Here is a 14,698-nt window from a genome sequence, read left to right as displayed (position 1 = left end):
CCGCTTTTCACGACCGCACCCGACCACCGGTGCATGTTCGACAAATCGACGTGGATCCGGCTCCCCCGGAACGTCGTCGTCGGCCACGGGGTGCTCGACGAGCTCGGCGACGCCGTGGGCGAGCTCTACCTCTCCGGTACGCCGCTGATCGTCACCAGCCCCTCGCCGAACCGGATCGTCGGCGACCGCGTGCGCGACCAGCTCCCGGCGTCGGAGACCGTCGTCGTCGAGGAGGCGAGCTTCGACCAGGTGCGGAAAGTCATCGACGCCGCCGAGCGCGCGGAGGCCGGCTACCTCGTCGGCCTCGGCGGCGGGAAACCCATCGACACCGCGAAGATGGCCAGCGACGAGCTCGACGTGGGGTTCGTCTCCGTCCCGACCGCGGCGAGCCACGACGGGATCGTCTCCGGCCGCGGCTCGATCCCGGAGGGGGACACCCGCCACTCCGTCGCCGCCGAGCCGCCGCTGGCGGTCGTCGCCGACACCGAGGTGATCGCCGACGCGCCGTGGGAGCTCACGACCGCGGGCTGTGCGGACATCATCTCGAACTACACCGCCGTCGCGGACTGGACGCTGGCCCAGCGCCTGAAAGGGGTGGAGTACTCGGAGTACGGCGGCGCGCTCTCCCGGATGACCGCGGAGATGCTCGTCGACAACGCCGACCTGATCCGGCCGGGGCTGGAGGAGTCCGCCTGGATCGTCGTGAAGGCGCTCGTCTCTTCGGGCGTGGCGATGTCCATCGCCGGCTCCTCGCGCCCCGCCTCGGGCGCCGAGCACCTGATCTCCCACCAACTGGACCGCATCGCGCCGGGGCGCGCGCTCCACGGCCACCAGGTCGGCGTCGCGTCGATCATGACCGCCTACCTCCACGACGGGCCGGACGGGCTCTGGCGGGACATCCGCGACGCGCTCGCGAGCCTCGACGCGCCGACGACGGCGGCGGATCTGGACGTGAGCGAGGACGAACTGCTGGAGGCGATGACCAGCGCCCACGAGATCCGCGACCGCTACACGGTGCTGGGCGACGGGATCACCGAGAAGGCGGCGCGGGACGTGGCCGAGACGACCGGCGTCATCTAGACCGACCGTTCGCTGCGCTCGGTCGTCGGAAACCAGCGACGTCACTAATCGCCGTGAGAACGCCCCCGAGCGGGGAGCGGTCGCTCGGGAGCTGAGAACCGCCGCGTGACCTGTCCTTGGGGCACGCGGCGAGAGTGGTCGGTCGAGCCGGTGGCGCCAGTCCGCCGCGCCGTGGGGGCCACCCCGTCGCGGCGGGAGTCGGCCCGTCCGACCGGAGACGGGTGCGTCGCCATCACCCGTGGGAGTGGATTGCTCGTTATCGGTGATAAACCCCCGGACTTCGCCCCGGGCCGGAACCCGAACCGCCTTGTCGCTCCGGACCCTGCGCCCGACCATGCTTGACTCCCTCCGGTCGCGGGCCCGTGACCGGCCGCTGGCGACCGTCGCCGTGCTCTCGGTGGTCGGGTACGCGCTGGTGATCGGGACGTTCGCCGGCGCGATCCCCGAGTCGGTGTTCCCCGACCTGACGAACGCGCAGGTGAACCTGTTCTCCCACGCCATCGCCGCGATCAACACGACGGCGACGCTGCTGCTGCTCCTCGGCTGGAAGTGGATCCGCGAGGACGAGGTGGAGAAACACCGGAAGGCGATGGGGAGCGCGTTCGGGCTGATCATGGTCTTTCTCGTGCTCTACCTCTGGAAGATCGGCGGCGGCGGGACGAAGGAGCTCGTCGGCGCGCCCGACCCGATCTACTACGCCTACCTGCTGATGCTCGCGGTCCACATCATCCTCTCCGTCGTCGCCGTCCCCGTCGTGCTGTACGCGCTGGTGCTCGGGCTGACCCACAGCCCGCGGGAGCTCCGACTGGAGACGCCGCACAGGAAGGTCGGCCGCATCGCCGCCGGCTCGTGGATCCTCTCGCTCTCGATGGGCGTGCTGACGTACCTGATCCTCAACTGGATCTACAGCTACGAGTTCACGACCGGCACCGGGATGTAGCCGCGGCGTCGTCCGCCGCGCGCGGCGTCGACGCCAGCGGGCCGCGACCGAACCGTTCAACCCCCGGGGAGCGGAACGCGGGGTATGGGCGAGCCACTCGAGCCACGCGGCGAGCAGGCGGCCGAGGTGATCGACCGCCTCGAAGCCGAGTACCCCGACTCAACTATCTCGCTGAACTTCGAGACGCGACTCGAACTCCTGGTCGCGGTCGTGCTCTCGGCGCAGTGTACCGACGAGCGCGTCAACGAGGTGACCGAGGAGCTGTTCGAGAAGTACGAGTCCGCCGCCGACTACGCCGCGGCCGACGAGGAGCAGCTGGCCGACGACATCTACGGTATCACGTTCCACAACTCCAAGGCGGGCTACCTCAAGAGCATCGGCGAGACGCTCGTCGAGGAGCACGACGGCGAGGTGCCGGACACGATGGACGAGCTCACCGAGCTCTCCGGCGTCGGCCGGAAGACCGCCAACGTCGTGCTCCAGCACGCCCACGACGTGGTCGAGGGGATCGTCGTCGACACGCACGTCCAGCGGATCAGCCGCCGACTCGGGCTGACCGAGGCGGAGCGGCCCGAGGCGATCGAGCGGGACCTGCTCGACGTGGTGCCGGAGACCCACTGGCAGCAGTTCACCCACCTGCTGATCGACCACGGGCGCGCGGTCTGTACCGCTCGCAACCCCGACTGCGGCGACTGCGTGCTCGCGGAACTCTGTCCCTCGGAGCAGGGCGACGGGGGGGTCGACCTCGCCAGCGGCGAGGCGTGGTGATCGGCCGTCAGAGGACGTGCAGCAGCAGGTAGCGGTAGATCCCGAGGAGGTACGCCAGGATCCAGAGGATCAGGTAGCCGAACACGCCGACCCGGAGCCGGCGGCGCCAGGCGCCCATGTTCTCGTGGAGGTCGCCGATGTCGGCGTCCGGGTCGGGGTTCCGGTACAGCTCCGCCTCGCGTTTGGCCTGGAAGATCCGCACGATCCCCGTGAGCGCCACCAGCAGCAGGGCGTACGCCTGCAGCCCGAGGAAGGCGTGCAGCGCCGCGAGCCCGCTGAACTGGTCGACGAACCGCGGGATCATCCACAGCAGCATCGGCGCCGTCGTCAGCACGAGCCCGGTGACGACGAACTTCAGGTGGTGGAGCAGGCGGTCCCACGTCATCACCTCCGTCTCGATCGCGTACCACGCGCCGTAGAGGAAGAAGGGGAGGCTGAGCGTGACAGACGCCGCCGCGAGCGTCGCGGCCGTCGACTCCGAGACCATTCACCGACGGTTGGCGCCCGGCCCGCCTAAAGGGTGCGACTCCGGCGCGCCGCCCGCGGGCCGCTCGCGAAGCGCTTAACGGCGCGCCAGTCCAACCCCCGCTATGGCCGACCCCTCCGACGACGACGCCGCTCCGGGGCGGACCCCCGCGGACGCCGACGGGGCATCGGACGACCCCGACGACGCCGAGCGCGAGTCCACCGACCTCGACGCGCTGCGCGAGGCGGTCGAGGCGGAGTACGACTTCGACGACTTCGGCCCGGCGGACATGGCGGAGATGGAGCGCGAGGAGTGGGAGGCGGTGTTCGACCCGGACACGTGGATCACGGGCTCGGAGCTGATCGACCGGGTCGAGCAGGACCTGCAGACCCGGATCGCGACTCGGGAGGTGTTCGCGCGGCTCGAGCGCCACCCCGGGCCCGAGGGCGACCGACTGCTCGCCTACTCCGACGAGGGGTACGCCATCGTCAACCCCGACGGGAGCGTCGAGGGCGAGGGCACCGTGCTCAGGGACGTGGAGCCGACGGTGGCGCTGTGCTCGATGGAGCAGTACGAGGTCCAGACCCCCCCGGAGGACCCGAGCCTCCCGGACCCCGACGAGGTGGAGTCCGGCTCCGGTGAGCTCGGCAACACGATGCTCCAGCTCGTCGCCGCCGCCCAGATCGTCGCCGGGGTCGGACTGGTGATCGGCTCGCTGATCTGGGACCTCCAGCCCGACGTCCCGCAGGGCGGCGTGATCGGTCCCGTGCTCGGACTGCTGTTCGTCGCCGTCGGCGTGTTCCTGTTCGCGGTCGTCGCGAACGCGCGGCTCTCGGACCGGTTCCGCGCCGCTGAGTACCGCGACCGGCTGCGCGCCGTCGAGGAGGCGGGCGAGCGCCCGGAGTTCGTGCCGCAGCTGGGCGACGACGGCGACGAAGACGGTACCGACTGATCGAACGGGCTCCCCGCCGCCGTCTGCCGGTGTGGCCGGCCGCGCCGGGTGGCGTGAAACGGTGGGTTTAAGCGCCGGCCGTCCCACCTTTTGGCCGTATGAAGAGGCGGGATTTTCTCCGAGCGACAGGCGGCTCCGGCGGGGCCGTCGCCCTCGGCTCGGGGGTCGCAGCCGGGCAGGAAGGCACCGGCACGGCCACTGGCACCGAGGGCGGCGGTGGTGGCGGGACGACACACACTGTCGACATGACCGACGGCCTCGTTTTCGACCCCGAGGACATCACGGTCGCGGTCGGCGACACCGTGGTCTGGGAGAACGTCGGCTCGGTCGGGCACAGTGTGACGGCCTACGAGGAGGACATCCCGGACGGCGCCGACTACTGGGCGTCGGGCGGGTTCGACAACGAACAGGCCGCGCGGGACAACTACCCCGACCAGGGCGACGTCCCCGGCGGGGAGAGCTACGAGCACACGTTCGAGACGCTCGGCACCCACGAGTACTTCTGTATTCCCCACGAGGGCGTCGGGATGGTGGGCACCGTCGAGGTCGTCGAGGAGCTCGAACAGACCGCAGCCGGCGGCGGCGAACGGGAGCTCCACGAGATCGGCGCGCCGATCCACCCTCACTGGGTGGGCGCGGCGACGATCCTGATGATGTTCGTCAGCCTCGTGTTCACGTTCTACGTCCTCAAGTACGGCGAATCGCCCAACACCGGCAACACCGGTGGAGGTGGTGACTGATGTCCACGTCGGGCTCCACCTACGGCGACATCCACCGCTACGAGCCGGCGCGTGAGAGCACGGCCGCGGCGATCGCGATCGTGCTCCTGACGCTGCTGGAGATCGTCTTCGTGTTCATGTTCACCTGGGGGCTGGTCTCCGGCTGGGGGCTGACCGCCGACGGGAACATGTTCCTCGGCGGCCTGCTCGCGATCGTGTTCATCGATCTGGCGTTCATCCTCGCGATCTACCGCAAGGAGTTCCTGCCGGACGTGATGGTGGTCAAGAAGCGCCGACGCAAGTGGGAGGACCTCTACGTGCGCGGCGACCAGGTCGACGGCGAACAGTTCGAGGGCGCCGGCGTCTGGGACCAGCTCAAGCGTGCCGTCTACCCGTACTACAAACGATAACCAATGAGCCTCAAAGAGAAAGACGAACACGACCATCTCGGCTGGATGGAGGAGAAGCAGCTCTCCCCCATCGAGAAGGGGTACCTGTTCACCCTCATCTGGCTCGACAAGCGGTTCCGGGTCGTCGACTACCTGGAGCTCCTGGAGACGATGTACTACCGCGTCAACCTCCAGATGCCGAAGAGCCACACCGAGCAGTACAACCTCGACAACAAGTTCTGGTACTGGTACCCGCTGTACGCGCTGGGGTCGTTCTCCACGCTCGCGTACGTCGTCGCCGCGCTCTCGGGCGCCTTACTGGGGTTCTACTACACCCCGTCGGCGGCCGCCGCGGAGACCGGCACCGTCGCCTACTCCCAGATCGCGATGATCATGCAGGACCTCCAGTTCGGCTTCATGCTGCGCTCGATCCACCGCTGGTCGGCGCAGGTGATGACCGCGGCGGTGTTCCTGCACATGCTCCGCGTCTACTTCACCGGCGCGTACAAGGAGCCCCGCGAGCTCAACTGGCTGCTCGGGATCGTCCTGATCAGCCTCACGATGGGCTTCGGGTACACGGGCTACCTGCTGCCGTGGGACCAGCTCGCCTACTGGGCGGGACAGATCGGCGTCGAGATGGCGCTGTCGATCCCAGTGATCGGCGAGTGGGTCGCCCAGCTGGTGTTCGGCGGCTTCTCGCTCGGCGCACCGACGCTCCAGCGAATGTACATCCTCCACGTGTTCCTGCTCCCGTTCGTGGTGACATCGCTGATCGCGATCCACATCGCGATCGTCTGGATGCAGGGCATCGCGGAACCCCACTGATACAATGAGCGACGACAACCAACCCGACGCACGAACCGACGGCGGAACCGGCATCGTCCCCCCGGACGACGAGACGCCGACGTGGAGCGAGCGCAAGAAGCGCCGGGCGGGGCTCCCCCGTCTCACGTACGAGTACTTCGAGCGGGCCCGCCGCGAGGACCAGGACCTGCGCGAGCAGTCCACCTACGTTGAGCGCGACGTGCTGGGGTTCCCGACGTGGCCCCACGAGCTGATCCGCAACCTCGCGCTGACCAGCTTCTTCGTCGGCATGCTGCTGCTGCTGTCGGCGACGCTGCCGCCCCACATCGGCAACCCGGCGAACCCGAGCTCGACGCCGGCGATCATCCTGCCGGACTGGTACCTCTACTGGTCGTTCGGCCTGCTGAAGCTGGGTGACCTCAACCCCGCGATCTCGCTGCTGAACGGGCAGAAGCTGATGGCCGACCGGACGTACGGCGTGCTCGCCAACGTCGTCATCGTCGGCGCCATCGCGATCGTCCCGTTCCTCAACAAGGGGAGCGCGCGACGCCCGGTCGAGCAGCCGTTCTGGGCCGCGATCGGGATGGGCGGCGTGACGTTCGCGTTCACCATGTCGATGCTGTCGATCCAGAACATCATGCCGATGAACGTCAGCCTGCTGTTCGACCTGACGTTCCTGGCCCCGATCGTCGTGGGCGCCATCACCTACGCGGTGCTGAAGACGATGCGGGAGGGGTACATGTACGACCTCAACCGACGCTACTACCGGCTGCGGCCGCCGAAGTAGGCCGTGGCCGACGACGACCGCCGCACCGACGGCCGCGAGGGGCGCGACGTGGAGGTCCCCCTGCGGCTGTACAAGACGGTGACCGTGTTCTCGACGCTGATCGCGGTGTTCGCGGTCGTGTTCGGCTTCCTGTTGCTCGACGCCGCCGCGCTCGGGACGGGGCTGCTCCGCCAACTCGCCCGATCGATACTCGGCGCGCTGTCGCTCTCGCCCTCGGACTCGCTTCTCTCGGCGCTGTTCGCCGTCGCCGGGCTGCTGTCGATCGCGCTCGGCGCCGCCGTGTACGTGCTTGGCACGCGGTTCAAGGCGGCGGAGATGAGTGCCGGTGACGACTAACCCGCCTCGACGGAGATGAGCGCCGGTGACGACTAACCGGCCTCGGCGGAGATGAGTGCCGGTGACGACTAACCGGCCCCGACGGAGATGAGTGCCGACGGGGAGTGGCAGCACACTCCAGCGATGATTCTCGCTGCGGACGACACCGATCACGAACCGATCCCCCGGCGGCCGGGATGGGAAACGCTGAAGAGGGCTGGCGGCCCAAATTCAGGTAATGGCTGACGAGTTCATGAAGGGGTTCGGGCTGTTCAGCGTGGCCGCCCTCGTCTGGATGATCTCCGCGAGCTGGTACCGCACGCCCAGTTTCGAGAGCACCCGACAGCTGGTTGCGGCGCCGCCGGAGGAGCCCGGGACGGTGTTCGACACGCTGGGGATCTTCCTCGGCGACCTGATGTTCTGGACCGCGCTGCTGGGCGCGTTCACGTTCTGGGTGATCATCCCCGCCACCCGACAGGCCCGCGAGGCGCTGGTCGTCGACGAGTAGCTCCACGGACGGCTTCTCCGGTTCTTCCTACCCGCTGCGCCCGCAGCGACGGGTTCGCCGCGCCCGCGCCGCCGACGTGCGGGATCGGTCTCCATTAACTCCCCGTCGCCGGGCGAGTCGAACGACGCCTCTGCGGTGTCGGCGCGCCGCCGTCGTCGTCGACGCCACGCGTGCGCTCCCCCCCGCGGGCAACCAGTAAGGGCTCGAGAGCAGTTCGACCAACGAGCGCCGCCGGCACGGCGGCTACCACTGATTGCGTGGCGGAGAACGCAGCTGCTAAATGGCGTCTGAAACCGTCGAAGGAGGTCGGCGCCGATCAGATGACCGCTTCCCAGGGCCCCTGGATGACCCAGAACAGCGCCAGGTACATCGCGTACAGGAGGGCGACGACGGAGGCGGTGATAGCGCCCTTGGGCTTCTCGATCTCCAGGTTGTTCCGGGCCTCCACCTGCCGGGCCTCGAACTCGAAGATGTCCGCGACGAACGTCCCGACGACCAGCGTGGAGATCACCATGCCGGAGTGCGGTTCGATCACGAGATACAGCAGCGAGGCGAGGATCGCCAGCGCGGAGATGGTCATGTGCGGCGTGTAGCGATCCAGCGCGTCGGCGCCGTTCTCGGCGGCTCGCTTGTAGCTCCGGTAGGCGAGATGCCGAGTGAGGAGGTTGGCGACGACGAGTGCTAGAATCACGTAGGGGAACGCCCCGGAGAACGATTCGAGCGCCCCGATCGGGACGGCGAACTGCAGTGGGGTCATACCCGCATATCGGCACAGGACGGTTTAGTGCTTTTCCAATTCCGGCGACCCCGCGACCGGCGGTCGGAGGCAGGTGAACTCGTCCACGACGCCGATCTCGACGGGGTCGTCCGGGTGGACCTGTCCGCGCTCCTCGCCGTCGAGGAACAGCGAGACTGCGCCCTCGTCGCGTTCGACCCGGAGCTCGAACGGCCCGGGGACGACCCACGGGCTCGCCCGCGTCGAGAACGGCGACACCGGGACCACCGAGAGCCCGCCGCCGGGGGCGACCACCGGCCCGCCGGCCGCGCGGCCGTACCCCCCCGACCCCAGCGGCGTCGACGCGACGACGCCGTCGGCGCGCACGTCGAACAGGCGCTCGCCGTCGGCGACCAGCGCGTACTCCGAGATCCGCGCGGGCTCGCTGGTCATCAGCGTCACGTCGAGGACCGCCCGGCCGACCTGCTCGCCGTCGGCGTCGACGCCGAGCACGGGGTGGGTGACGCGGCGATACTGGCCCTCCGCCAGCGCGGCCGCGGCGGCATCCAGGTTGTCCCGCGTGGTGCCCTGCCGGCCGTCGCCCAAGCCGACTGCGAGAACCGGTGTGCCGTCCGACGAGCGCCCGGCGTCGGCGACCGCCTCGGCGCCGACCGCGACGACGGCCTCGGCGTCGTCGTCGACGACCGAGAGCGGGGAGAGGTCGGCGTCGGCGGCCGCGCCGTGCAGGCTGACCCGACTGATCGGCGACGACTGCGTCATGGTCCCCCGCTCGGCGGGCGTGGGTAAAACGACGGTGGTCTGGGTGCGGAACCCCCCGCAGGGAGCCTACTCGAACTCGTAGGGCCAGCCGTTCGTCTTCTTCATCCCGATCGCCTGGTCCTCGTCTTTGAGGTAGCCGGCCATCGTCTCGGGCTCCTCGTGGGGGATCTCGACCGACGCGTCGGCGACTTCGACGACCAGTTCGGTCAGCAGGATCGCCTGCTCGCGGAGGGTCCGGCCCTCCAGCTTGTCGAGCGTGTCGGCCGAGGTGTGGCCCCAGCCACGCCCCGCGGACTCGGACTTGCTCGAGACCATGTAGCCCGGGACGCCCCAGCGCACGAACGGCCAGTGGTCGGAGTGGGGGACCATCCGCGGCACCGTCGCGATCGGGTGGTCGAACCGCTCGCTCACCCGGCTCGCGGCGGCGTCGAGCTCGTCGAATCGGTGGGTCGTGAGCTCGAGCGTCCGCTCGCCCATGTTCGAGTCGACGTTGACGATCCCCTTGATCGCGTCGAGGTCGGCGTTCTCGGCTTCCAGTTCGGAGCCGACGAGCCCGACTTCCTCGGCGCCGTAGGCGATGCACTTCACGCGCGTATCGAGGTCGTCCTCGCGGGCCGCGAGCGCCTTCGCGACCTCGACGATCGTCGCCGTCCCGGCGCCGTTGTCCCGCGCGCCCTCCGCGATGTCGTGGGCGTCGACGTGGCTCGAGAGGAGCACCACCTCCTCGGTGTCGGGGCCGAGTTCGGCGACCGCGTTGCCCGACTGGGTCTCGGGGGTCTCACAGTCGACGGAGACGGTGACTTCCTCGCCGTCGAACCGTCGGGCGAGCCGTGCGCCGGTCTCCGAGGAGACGCCGACGGCCGGGATGTCGCCGTACGGGCCGCCGTCGCTGCCGTTGACACTCCCCGTCGGCGGGAGTTGGCCGGGCACGTGGTTGGCGTAGACGAACGCGGCGGCGCCGCCCTCGACGGCGTACTGGTACTTCTCGGTCCGGTGGATGTAGCGGTCGAAGTAGTCCGGCACGTCCGAGGTGGCGAGCACGATCTTCCCCTCGACGTCCGTCGACTCGAAGTCCGCCGGGAGGCCGGCGCCGAGGTCGACCAGCTCCGCGGTCACCTCACCCGCGGGGCCCCGCGGGAGCGCGATGCACTCCTCGACGGTCTCGGGGGTGGCGATCGAGCTACTCCCGCGCTCCCACCCCGCGAGATCGAACGTCTCGACGCGGGCGTCGCGGGCGCCGACGGCGTCGAACGCGTCGCGGGTCGCCTCCAGCCCCGCCATCTCGCCGGGCTGGCCAGCCATGCGGTTGCCGATGTCGACCAGCGTCTCGAGGTGGTCCCAGCCGGCGTCGCTCCTGAACGTCTCCGCGATCCAGTCTGCCATACGGGTCGCTGGCGTGGCAGCGGCTATCACCTGTCGACTCCGGCCGGCTTCGCCGCTTCTCCGGCGGCACCGGAGCTTTGGGGCCGCCGCTCGAACGACCGGTATGCACACCATCGCCGTCGCCGGCGGCGGACTCTCGGGGCTGGTCGCGGCCCGCCGGCTCGCCGAGTCGGGCAACGACGTGACGCTGTTCGAAGAGCGCGCGGCGCTCGGGGGCCGGGTCCGCAGCCGGCAGGTCGACGGGTTCACCTGCGACCGCGGGTTCCAGGTGCTGTTCGACGCCTACCCCGCGGTCCGCCGGGAGCTCGATCTCGAGGCGCTCTCGCTCCGGTCGTTCGCGCCGGGGGGCGTGATCTGTCGCCCCGGGAAGCGCTCGACCCTCTCGGACCCGCTGCGCGATCCGGGGGCGCTCCTCCCGTCGGCGCTCTCCCGCGAGGTCAGCCTCGCCGACAAGCTCCGGACGCTCCGGCTCCGGCGTCGACTGACGAGCGGCGACTGGCCCGAGTTCGACGCGCCGGACCGCTCGATCCGCGAGTACCTGCGCGAGGCCGGCTTCTCAGAACGGTTCGTCGAGAACTTCGCCGCGCCGCTGTACGGCGGGATCACGCTCGACCGCTCGCTCTCGACCTCCGCGAACGTGTTCGAGTACACGTTCCGCGCGATGTCGCTCGGGAACATCGTCGTCCCCGCCGCGGGGATGGGCGCCATCCCCGCACAGTTGGCCGATCGCGCCCGGGAGGCGGGCGTCGACGAGCGGACCGGCGCCGCCGTCGACGACGTGGACGCGGCCGGCGACGGTGTGCGCCTCGCCGTCGAGGGCGCGGACCGCGAGTTCGACGCCGCCGTCGTCGCCACGGACCCGCCGACGGCCCACGAGCTCACCGGCGTCGAGTCGATCCCGACCGAGGGCGCCGGCGTCGTCACCCAACAGTACCGCCTGCCGGGCCCGGAACTCGACGCCGGCACGCGCATCATGCTCAACGCCGGGAGCGAGGCGCCCAACACCGTCGCCCAGCTCTCGGCGGTCGCGCCGGAGTACGGCGACGGCAGCGACGACGCGCTGCTCGCGGCGTCGTTCGTCGACGACGGCGTACAGGACCGCGCCGCCGACGAACTCGCGGCTCAGACGCGCGAGGCGCTCTCGTCGTGGTACCCCGAGCGCGACGTGTCGGGGCTGGAGCCGATCGCGACCGACCGGATCCCGTTCGCGCAGTTCGCCCAGCCGCCGGGGACTCACGCGCGGCTGCCGGCCGTCGACGATCCGCCGGGCTCGGTGTATCTCGCGGGCGACTACACGCGCTGGTCGTCGATCCAGGGCGCCCTGGAGAGCGGACGGCGCGCGGCGGCAGCGGTCACCGCCGATCTCGACGGCTGAGCCTGCGGGTCGGGCGGTTTATGTGCGGGCCAGCCCACACCCCGGCCATGAGCGACGCGCTGGCGGACAAACGCACCGCGAGCCGGTTCCGGATCCTCGCGGAGATCGCCGACCGCCAGCCGGCGGTGAGTCAGGGGGAGATCGCCGACGCCGTCGGCGTCACGAGCCAGGCGGTCAGCGAGTACATCCGGGAGCTGGTCGACGACGGGCTCGTCGAGAAGGAGGGGCGCTCGCGCTACCGCGTCACCAAGGAGGGCGTCGACTGGCTGTTCCGCGAGGCCAAGTCGCTGCGCCGGTACGTCGACCACGTCACCGACGACGTGCTCGAGAGCCTCCAGGAGGACGCCGCGATCGCCGTCGACGACGTGGCGGCCGGTGACACCGTCTCCCTGTCGATCCGGAACGGGCTGCTCCACGCGACTCCCGGCGACGAGGGCGCGGCGACCGGCGTCGCGACCACCGACGCCGAGGCCGGCACCGACGTGGGCGTCACGGGGTTCGAGGGCGTCATCGACATGGCGCCGGGCACCGTGACGGTGTACCAGATCCCACCCGTCAGGGCCGGCGGGAGCCGCGGCATCGACGACGCGGCGCTCGCCGCGGCCTGCGAGGCGGCGGACCTGGTGCTCGCGAGCGGCGTCGAGGCCGTCGTCGCGCTCCGCGAGATCGACCACGCGCCCGCGGTCAGCGCCGCGGCTGGCGAGGTCGCGGCGGCTGCGGCAGGACGGGGCCAGGAGGTCGTCGTCGCCGTCACGCGCGACGAGGTCGGCCGGGTGACCGACGCGCTCCGGGACGGCGACACCGAGTACGTCGTCGAGGGGAGCTAGTCGATCCGGAGCTCGCCGTTCCCCTCGCCGCCGGACTCGCCCTCCGTCCACTCGATCTCGAACTCGACGCTCTTCTCGGGGCTGTCGGCCGGCCCCTCGCGCTCGACTTTCACCTCGAACGTCGACCGCTCCGAGGGGTCGACCGTCACCGACTCCGCGCCGGCCTCGAGGGTGATCTCGCCGCCCTGTTCGAGGGAGTCGGCCACGCGGCGGAGGTAGTCGGCGATCTCGCTTCGGCTCAGACCGTTCTCGGACTTGAAGAGCACTTCTTCGGGCATACGTCTCCTACGAGTGAGACGGGGATAAACGTACGTGTGGTCGGCGGCTCAGCCGGCGTACTCCTTCGCGGTGTTGTACGCCTCCTGCAGCCGCTTGAACTCCGCCTCGCTGCCGCCCTGATCCGGGTGGAGCTCCTTCACTCGTTCGCGGTACGCCGACTGCACCGCGTCGGCGTCGGCGTCGCGGCTCAGCCCGAGGAACTCGAACGCGTCGCCGACCGGGTCACGGCGGCCGCGCCCGTCTCCCTGCCCGCCCCGGGCGCCGGTGAACCTGCCGCCCGGACCGGCGCGGCGACCGCGGGCGCCGGCGCGCCCCCCACGCGGCCCCGTACGGGCGTCTCGCGGGCCGGCGCCCGTGGCCCGCCGGCCGGCGCCGACGCCGAGGTCGAACGGGAGCCGGCGGGCGATCGTGGCGGCCGGCACCCCGTGTTCACAGAGCACCACGTGGGTCGGGCCGTCCGTGAGCCGGAGGTAGGCTCGCGGGTCGAACGTGATCGCCACGTCCCGGTCCGGGAGGTAGAACGCGACCGTGGTGGTGCCGAGCTGGTAGTTCTCGAGGAACGGCTCGTCGGCCGCGTCGAAGATCTCCCGGAGCCCGGCCCGCTGCTGGCCCGGGCCGCCGACGCGCCGGCCGCTCCGGTCGGGCGCGGGGATGTAGCGCTCGCCGAGGACGAACACGACGGCGACGACGACGGAGGCGGCGACGCCGAGCAGCAGGCCGGAGACCAGCCACGAGGGGAGCCCAGTCTGAACGGCGGGAAGCACGCTGTCCCGTACGGTCGGCAGCCTCTTCAACGACTCGCCGCCGGCGCCCCGAACCGAGCCGCCGCGGGGGTTCACCGGGACCCGAACTACCTTTGTGTCCCACCGCGAACAGGTGAGCCGTGACAACGTACGACATTGAGCGGTACCTCAACGTCCGGAGCGCGTACGGCGGCTCGTTCGCCCCCGACAGCGAGCGGCTGGCGTTCCTGATGGACACCACCGGCACTGCACAGGTCTGGACCGTCGACGGCCCCGGCGAGTGGCCCGTCCAGCGCACGTTCTACGACGACCGCGTGACGTTCGTCGACTACTCGCCCGAGCGCGCGGAGCTCGCCTTCGGGAAGGACCAAGGCGGCGACGAGCGCGCTCAGCTGTTCACGCTCGACACCGACACCGGCGAGATCACCAACCGGACCCGCCACCCCGACGCGAAGCACCGCTGGGGCGGCTGGGACGGCGACGGCGAGCGCTTCGCGTTCGCCTCGAACCGCCGGGACCACACGGTGTTCGACATCTACGTCCAGGACCGCGACGCCGTCGGCAACGACGCCGAGCTCGTGTACGAGGGCGACGGCTGGCTCAGCCTCGCGGGCTGGTCGCCCGCGGACGACCGCCTGCTCGTCCACGAGGCCCACTCGAGCTTCGACCACGACGTGCACGTGCTCGACGTGAGCGACGGCGGCATCAGCCACGTCACGCCCCACGAGGGCCGCGCCCGCTACAGCAGCGTCGAGTGGGGCCCCGAGGGCGACTCGCTGTACATGGTCACCGACCACGACTCGGACACCCTCCGACTCGAACGGCTCGACCTCTCGGAAGGCGAGTTCTCGGTCGTCGAGGACGGCGG

18 protein-coding genes and 1 pseudogene are annotated in these 14,698 nt (G+C 70.5%); 13 read left to right on the top strand and 6 right to left on the bottom strand.

The features are described from left to right. The first annotated feature begins 33 nt into the window (after nucleotides 1–33). The 3 genes from ACP95_RS09265 (at nucleotide 34) to nth (ending at nucleotide 2,788) form a co-directional block, all read left to right on the top strand. Complete coding sequence (locus ACP95_RS09265; RefSeq protein WP_049980937.1) at nucleotides 34–1,080, top strand: NAD(P)-dependent glycerol-1-phosphate dehydrogenase; 1,047 nt, start codon at nucleotides 34–36, stop codon at nucleotides 1,078–1,080. Nucleotides 1,081–1,414: 334 nt separating this feature from the next. Further along, nucleotides 1,415–2,020, top strand: a complete 606-nt coding sequence (locus tag ACP95_RS09260; protein ID WP_049980936.1) for a DUF420 domain-containing protein — start codon at nucleotides 1,415–1,417, stop codon at nucleotides 2,018–2,020. Nucleotides 2,021–2,104: 84 nt separating this feature from the next. Beyond that, nucleotides 2,105–2,788 carry an endonuclease III gene (gene nth / locus ACP95_RS09255; RefSeq protein WP_049980935.1) on the top strand — a complete coding sequence of 228 codons (684 nt, stop codon included), beginning with the start codon at nucleotides 2,105–2,107 and terminating at the stop codon, nucleotides 2,786–2,788. Between the two features lie 7 nt (nucleotides 2,789–2,795). Here nth and ACP95_RS09250 read toward each other — a convergent pair whose 3' ends face one another. Continuing rightward, a complete protein-coding gene (locus ACP95_RS09250) occupies nucleotides 2,796–3,275 on the bottom strand; it encodes a DUF7321 family protein (protein ID WP_049980934.1) in 480 nt (159 codons plus the stop codon). Between the two features lie 103 nt (nucleotides 3,276–3,378). Here ACP95_RS09250 and ACP95_RS09245 point away from each other — a divergent pair, with 103 nt between their 5' ends. The 7 genes from ACP95_RS09245 (at nucleotide 3,379) to ACP95_RS09215 (ending at nucleotide 7,728) form a co-directional block, all read left to right on the top strand. After that, nucleotides 3,379–4,206: a DUF7319 domain-containing protein gene (locus tag ACP95_RS09245; RefSeq protein ID WP_049980933.1), complete on the top strand. Its 828-nt coding sequence runs from the start codon at nucleotides 3,379–3,381 to the stop codon at nucleotides 4,204–4,206. A gap of 98 nt (nucleotides 4,207–4,304) precedes the next feature. Continuing rightward, complete coding sequence (locus ACP95_RS09240) at nucleotides 4,305–4,946, top strand: plastocyanin/azurin family copper-binding protein (protein WP_049980932.1); 642 nt, start codon at nucleotides 4,305–4,307, stop codon at nucleotides 4,944–4,946. After that, the gene (locus ACP95_RS09235; protein WP_049980931.1) at nucleotides 4,946–5,335 is read left to right on the top strand and encodes a DUF7318 family protein; all 390 of its coding nucleotides are present in this window, start codon (nucleotides 4,946–4,948) and stop codon (nucleotides 5,333–5,335) included. Before ACP95_RS09240 ends, ACP95_RS09235 begins: the two co-directional genes overlap by 1 nt. A gap of 3 nt (nucleotides 5,336–5,338) precedes the next feature. Next, on the top strand, nucleotides 5,339–6,139 hold the full coding sequence (locus tag ACP95_RS09230) for a cytochrome b (RefSeq protein WP_049980930.1): 801 nt from the start codon (nucleotides 5,339–5,341) through the stop codon (nucleotides 6,137–6,139). 4 nt (nucleotides 6,140–6,143) lie between these two features. Beyond that, the gene (locus ACP95_RS09225) at nucleotides 6,144–6,905 is read left to right on the top strand and encodes a cytochrome b (RefSeq protein ID WP_049980929.1); all 762 of its coding nucleotides are present in this window, start codon (nucleotides 6,144–6,146) and stop codon (nucleotides 6,903–6,905) included. Nucleotides 6,906–6,908: 3 nt separating this feature from the next. After that, the gene (locus ACP95_RS09220) at nucleotides 6,909–7,241 is read left to right on the top strand and encodes a DUF7315 family membrane protein (protein ID WP_049980928.1); all 333 of its coding nucleotides are present in this window, start codon (nucleotides 6,909–6,911) and stop codon (nucleotides 7,239–7,241) included. Between the two features lie 217 nt (nucleotides 7,242–7,458). After that, complete coding sequence (locus ACP95_RS09215; protein ID WP_049980927.1) at nucleotides 7,459–7,728, top strand: DUF7314 family protein; 270 nt, start codon at nucleotides 7,459–7,461, stop codon at nucleotides 7,726–7,728. A 316-nt stretch (nucleotides 7,729–8,044) separates the two neighbouring features. Here ACP95_RS09215 and ACP95_RS09210 read toward each other — a convergent pair whose 3' ends face one another. From ACP95_RS09210 to ACP95_RS09200, 3 genes are all read right to left on the bottom strand, one after another. Beyond that, nucleotides 8,045–8,485, bottom strand: coding sequence for a DUF7313 family protein (locus ACP95_RS09210; protein ID WP_049980926.1), 441 nt, complete (start codon nucleotides 8,483–8,485; stop codon nucleotides 8,045–8,047). A gap of 24 nt (nucleotides 8,486–8,509) precedes the next feature. Then, nucleotides 8,510–9,223, bottom strand: a complete 714-nt coding sequence (locus ACP95_RS09205) for an NAD(+)/NADH kinase (protein ID WP_049980925.1) — start codon at nucleotides 9,221–9,223, stop codon at nucleotides 8,510–8,512. A gap of 66 nt (nucleotides 9,224–9,289) precedes the next feature. Next, nucleotides 9,290–10,606: a M28 family peptidase gene (locus ACP95_RS09200; protein WP_049980923.1), complete on the bottom strand. Its 1,317-nt coding sequence runs from the start codon at nucleotides 10,604–10,606 to the stop codon at nucleotides 9,290–9,292. 103 nt (nucleotides 10,607–10,709) lie between these two features. Between ACP95_RS09200 and ACP95_RS09195 the strand changes: the two genes are divergently transcribed. Together ACP95_RS09195 and ACP95_RS09190 are read left to right on the top strand one after the other, a co-directional pair. Further along, nucleotides 10,710–11,981 (top strand): NAD(P)/FAD-dependent oxidoreductase, encoded by a 1,272-nt coding sequence (locus tag ACP95_RS09195; protein ID WP_049980922.1) that lies wholly within the window; start codon nucleotides 10,710–10,712, stop codon nucleotides 11,979–11,981. A 47-nt stretch (nucleotides 11,982–12,028) separates the two neighbouring features. Then, on the top strand, nucleotides 12,029–12,808 hold the full coding sequence (locus tag ACP95_RS09190) for a DUF7839 domain-containing protein (protein WP_049980921.1): 780 nt from the start codon (nucleotides 12,029–12,031) through the stop codon (nucleotides 12,806–12,808). Here the strand turns inward: ACP95_RS09190 and ACP95_RS09185 are convergent. After that, the gene (locus ACP95_RS09185) at nucleotides 12,805–13,086 is read right to left on the bottom strand and encodes an amphi-Trp domain-containing protein (RefSeq protein ID WP_049980920.1); all 282 of its coding nucleotides are present in this window, start codon (nucleotides 13,084–13,086) and stop codon (nucleotides 12,805–12,807) included. The two genes, ACP95_RS09190 and ACP95_RS09185, sit on opposite strands and share 4 nt — an antisense overlap. Nucleotides 13,087–13,134: 48 nt before the next feature. After that, nucleotides 13,135–13,851: a J domain-containing protein gene (locus ACP95_RS09180; RefSeq protein ID WP_049980996.1), complete on the bottom strand. Its 717-nt coding sequence runs from the start codon at nucleotides 13,849–13,851 to the stop codon at nucleotides 13,135–13,137. Nucleotides 13,852–13,970: 119 nt separating this feature from the next. Between ACP95_RS09180 and ACP95_RS09175 the strand changes: the two are divergent. Continuing rightward, nucleotides 13,971–14,698 (top strand): annotated as a pseudogene (locus tag ACP95_RS09175) (PD40 domain-containing protein); the annotation flags it as partial.

The organism is Halolamina rubra (assembly GCF_000739555.1).
GTDB classification, from domain to species: domain Archaea; phylum Halobacteriota; class Halobacteria; order Halobacteriales; family Haloferacaceae; genus Halolamina; species Halolamina rubra.
The sequence above is the reverse complement of the archived record's forward strand: the minus strand, read 5'-3'. Positions and strand labels throughout refer to the sequence as shown.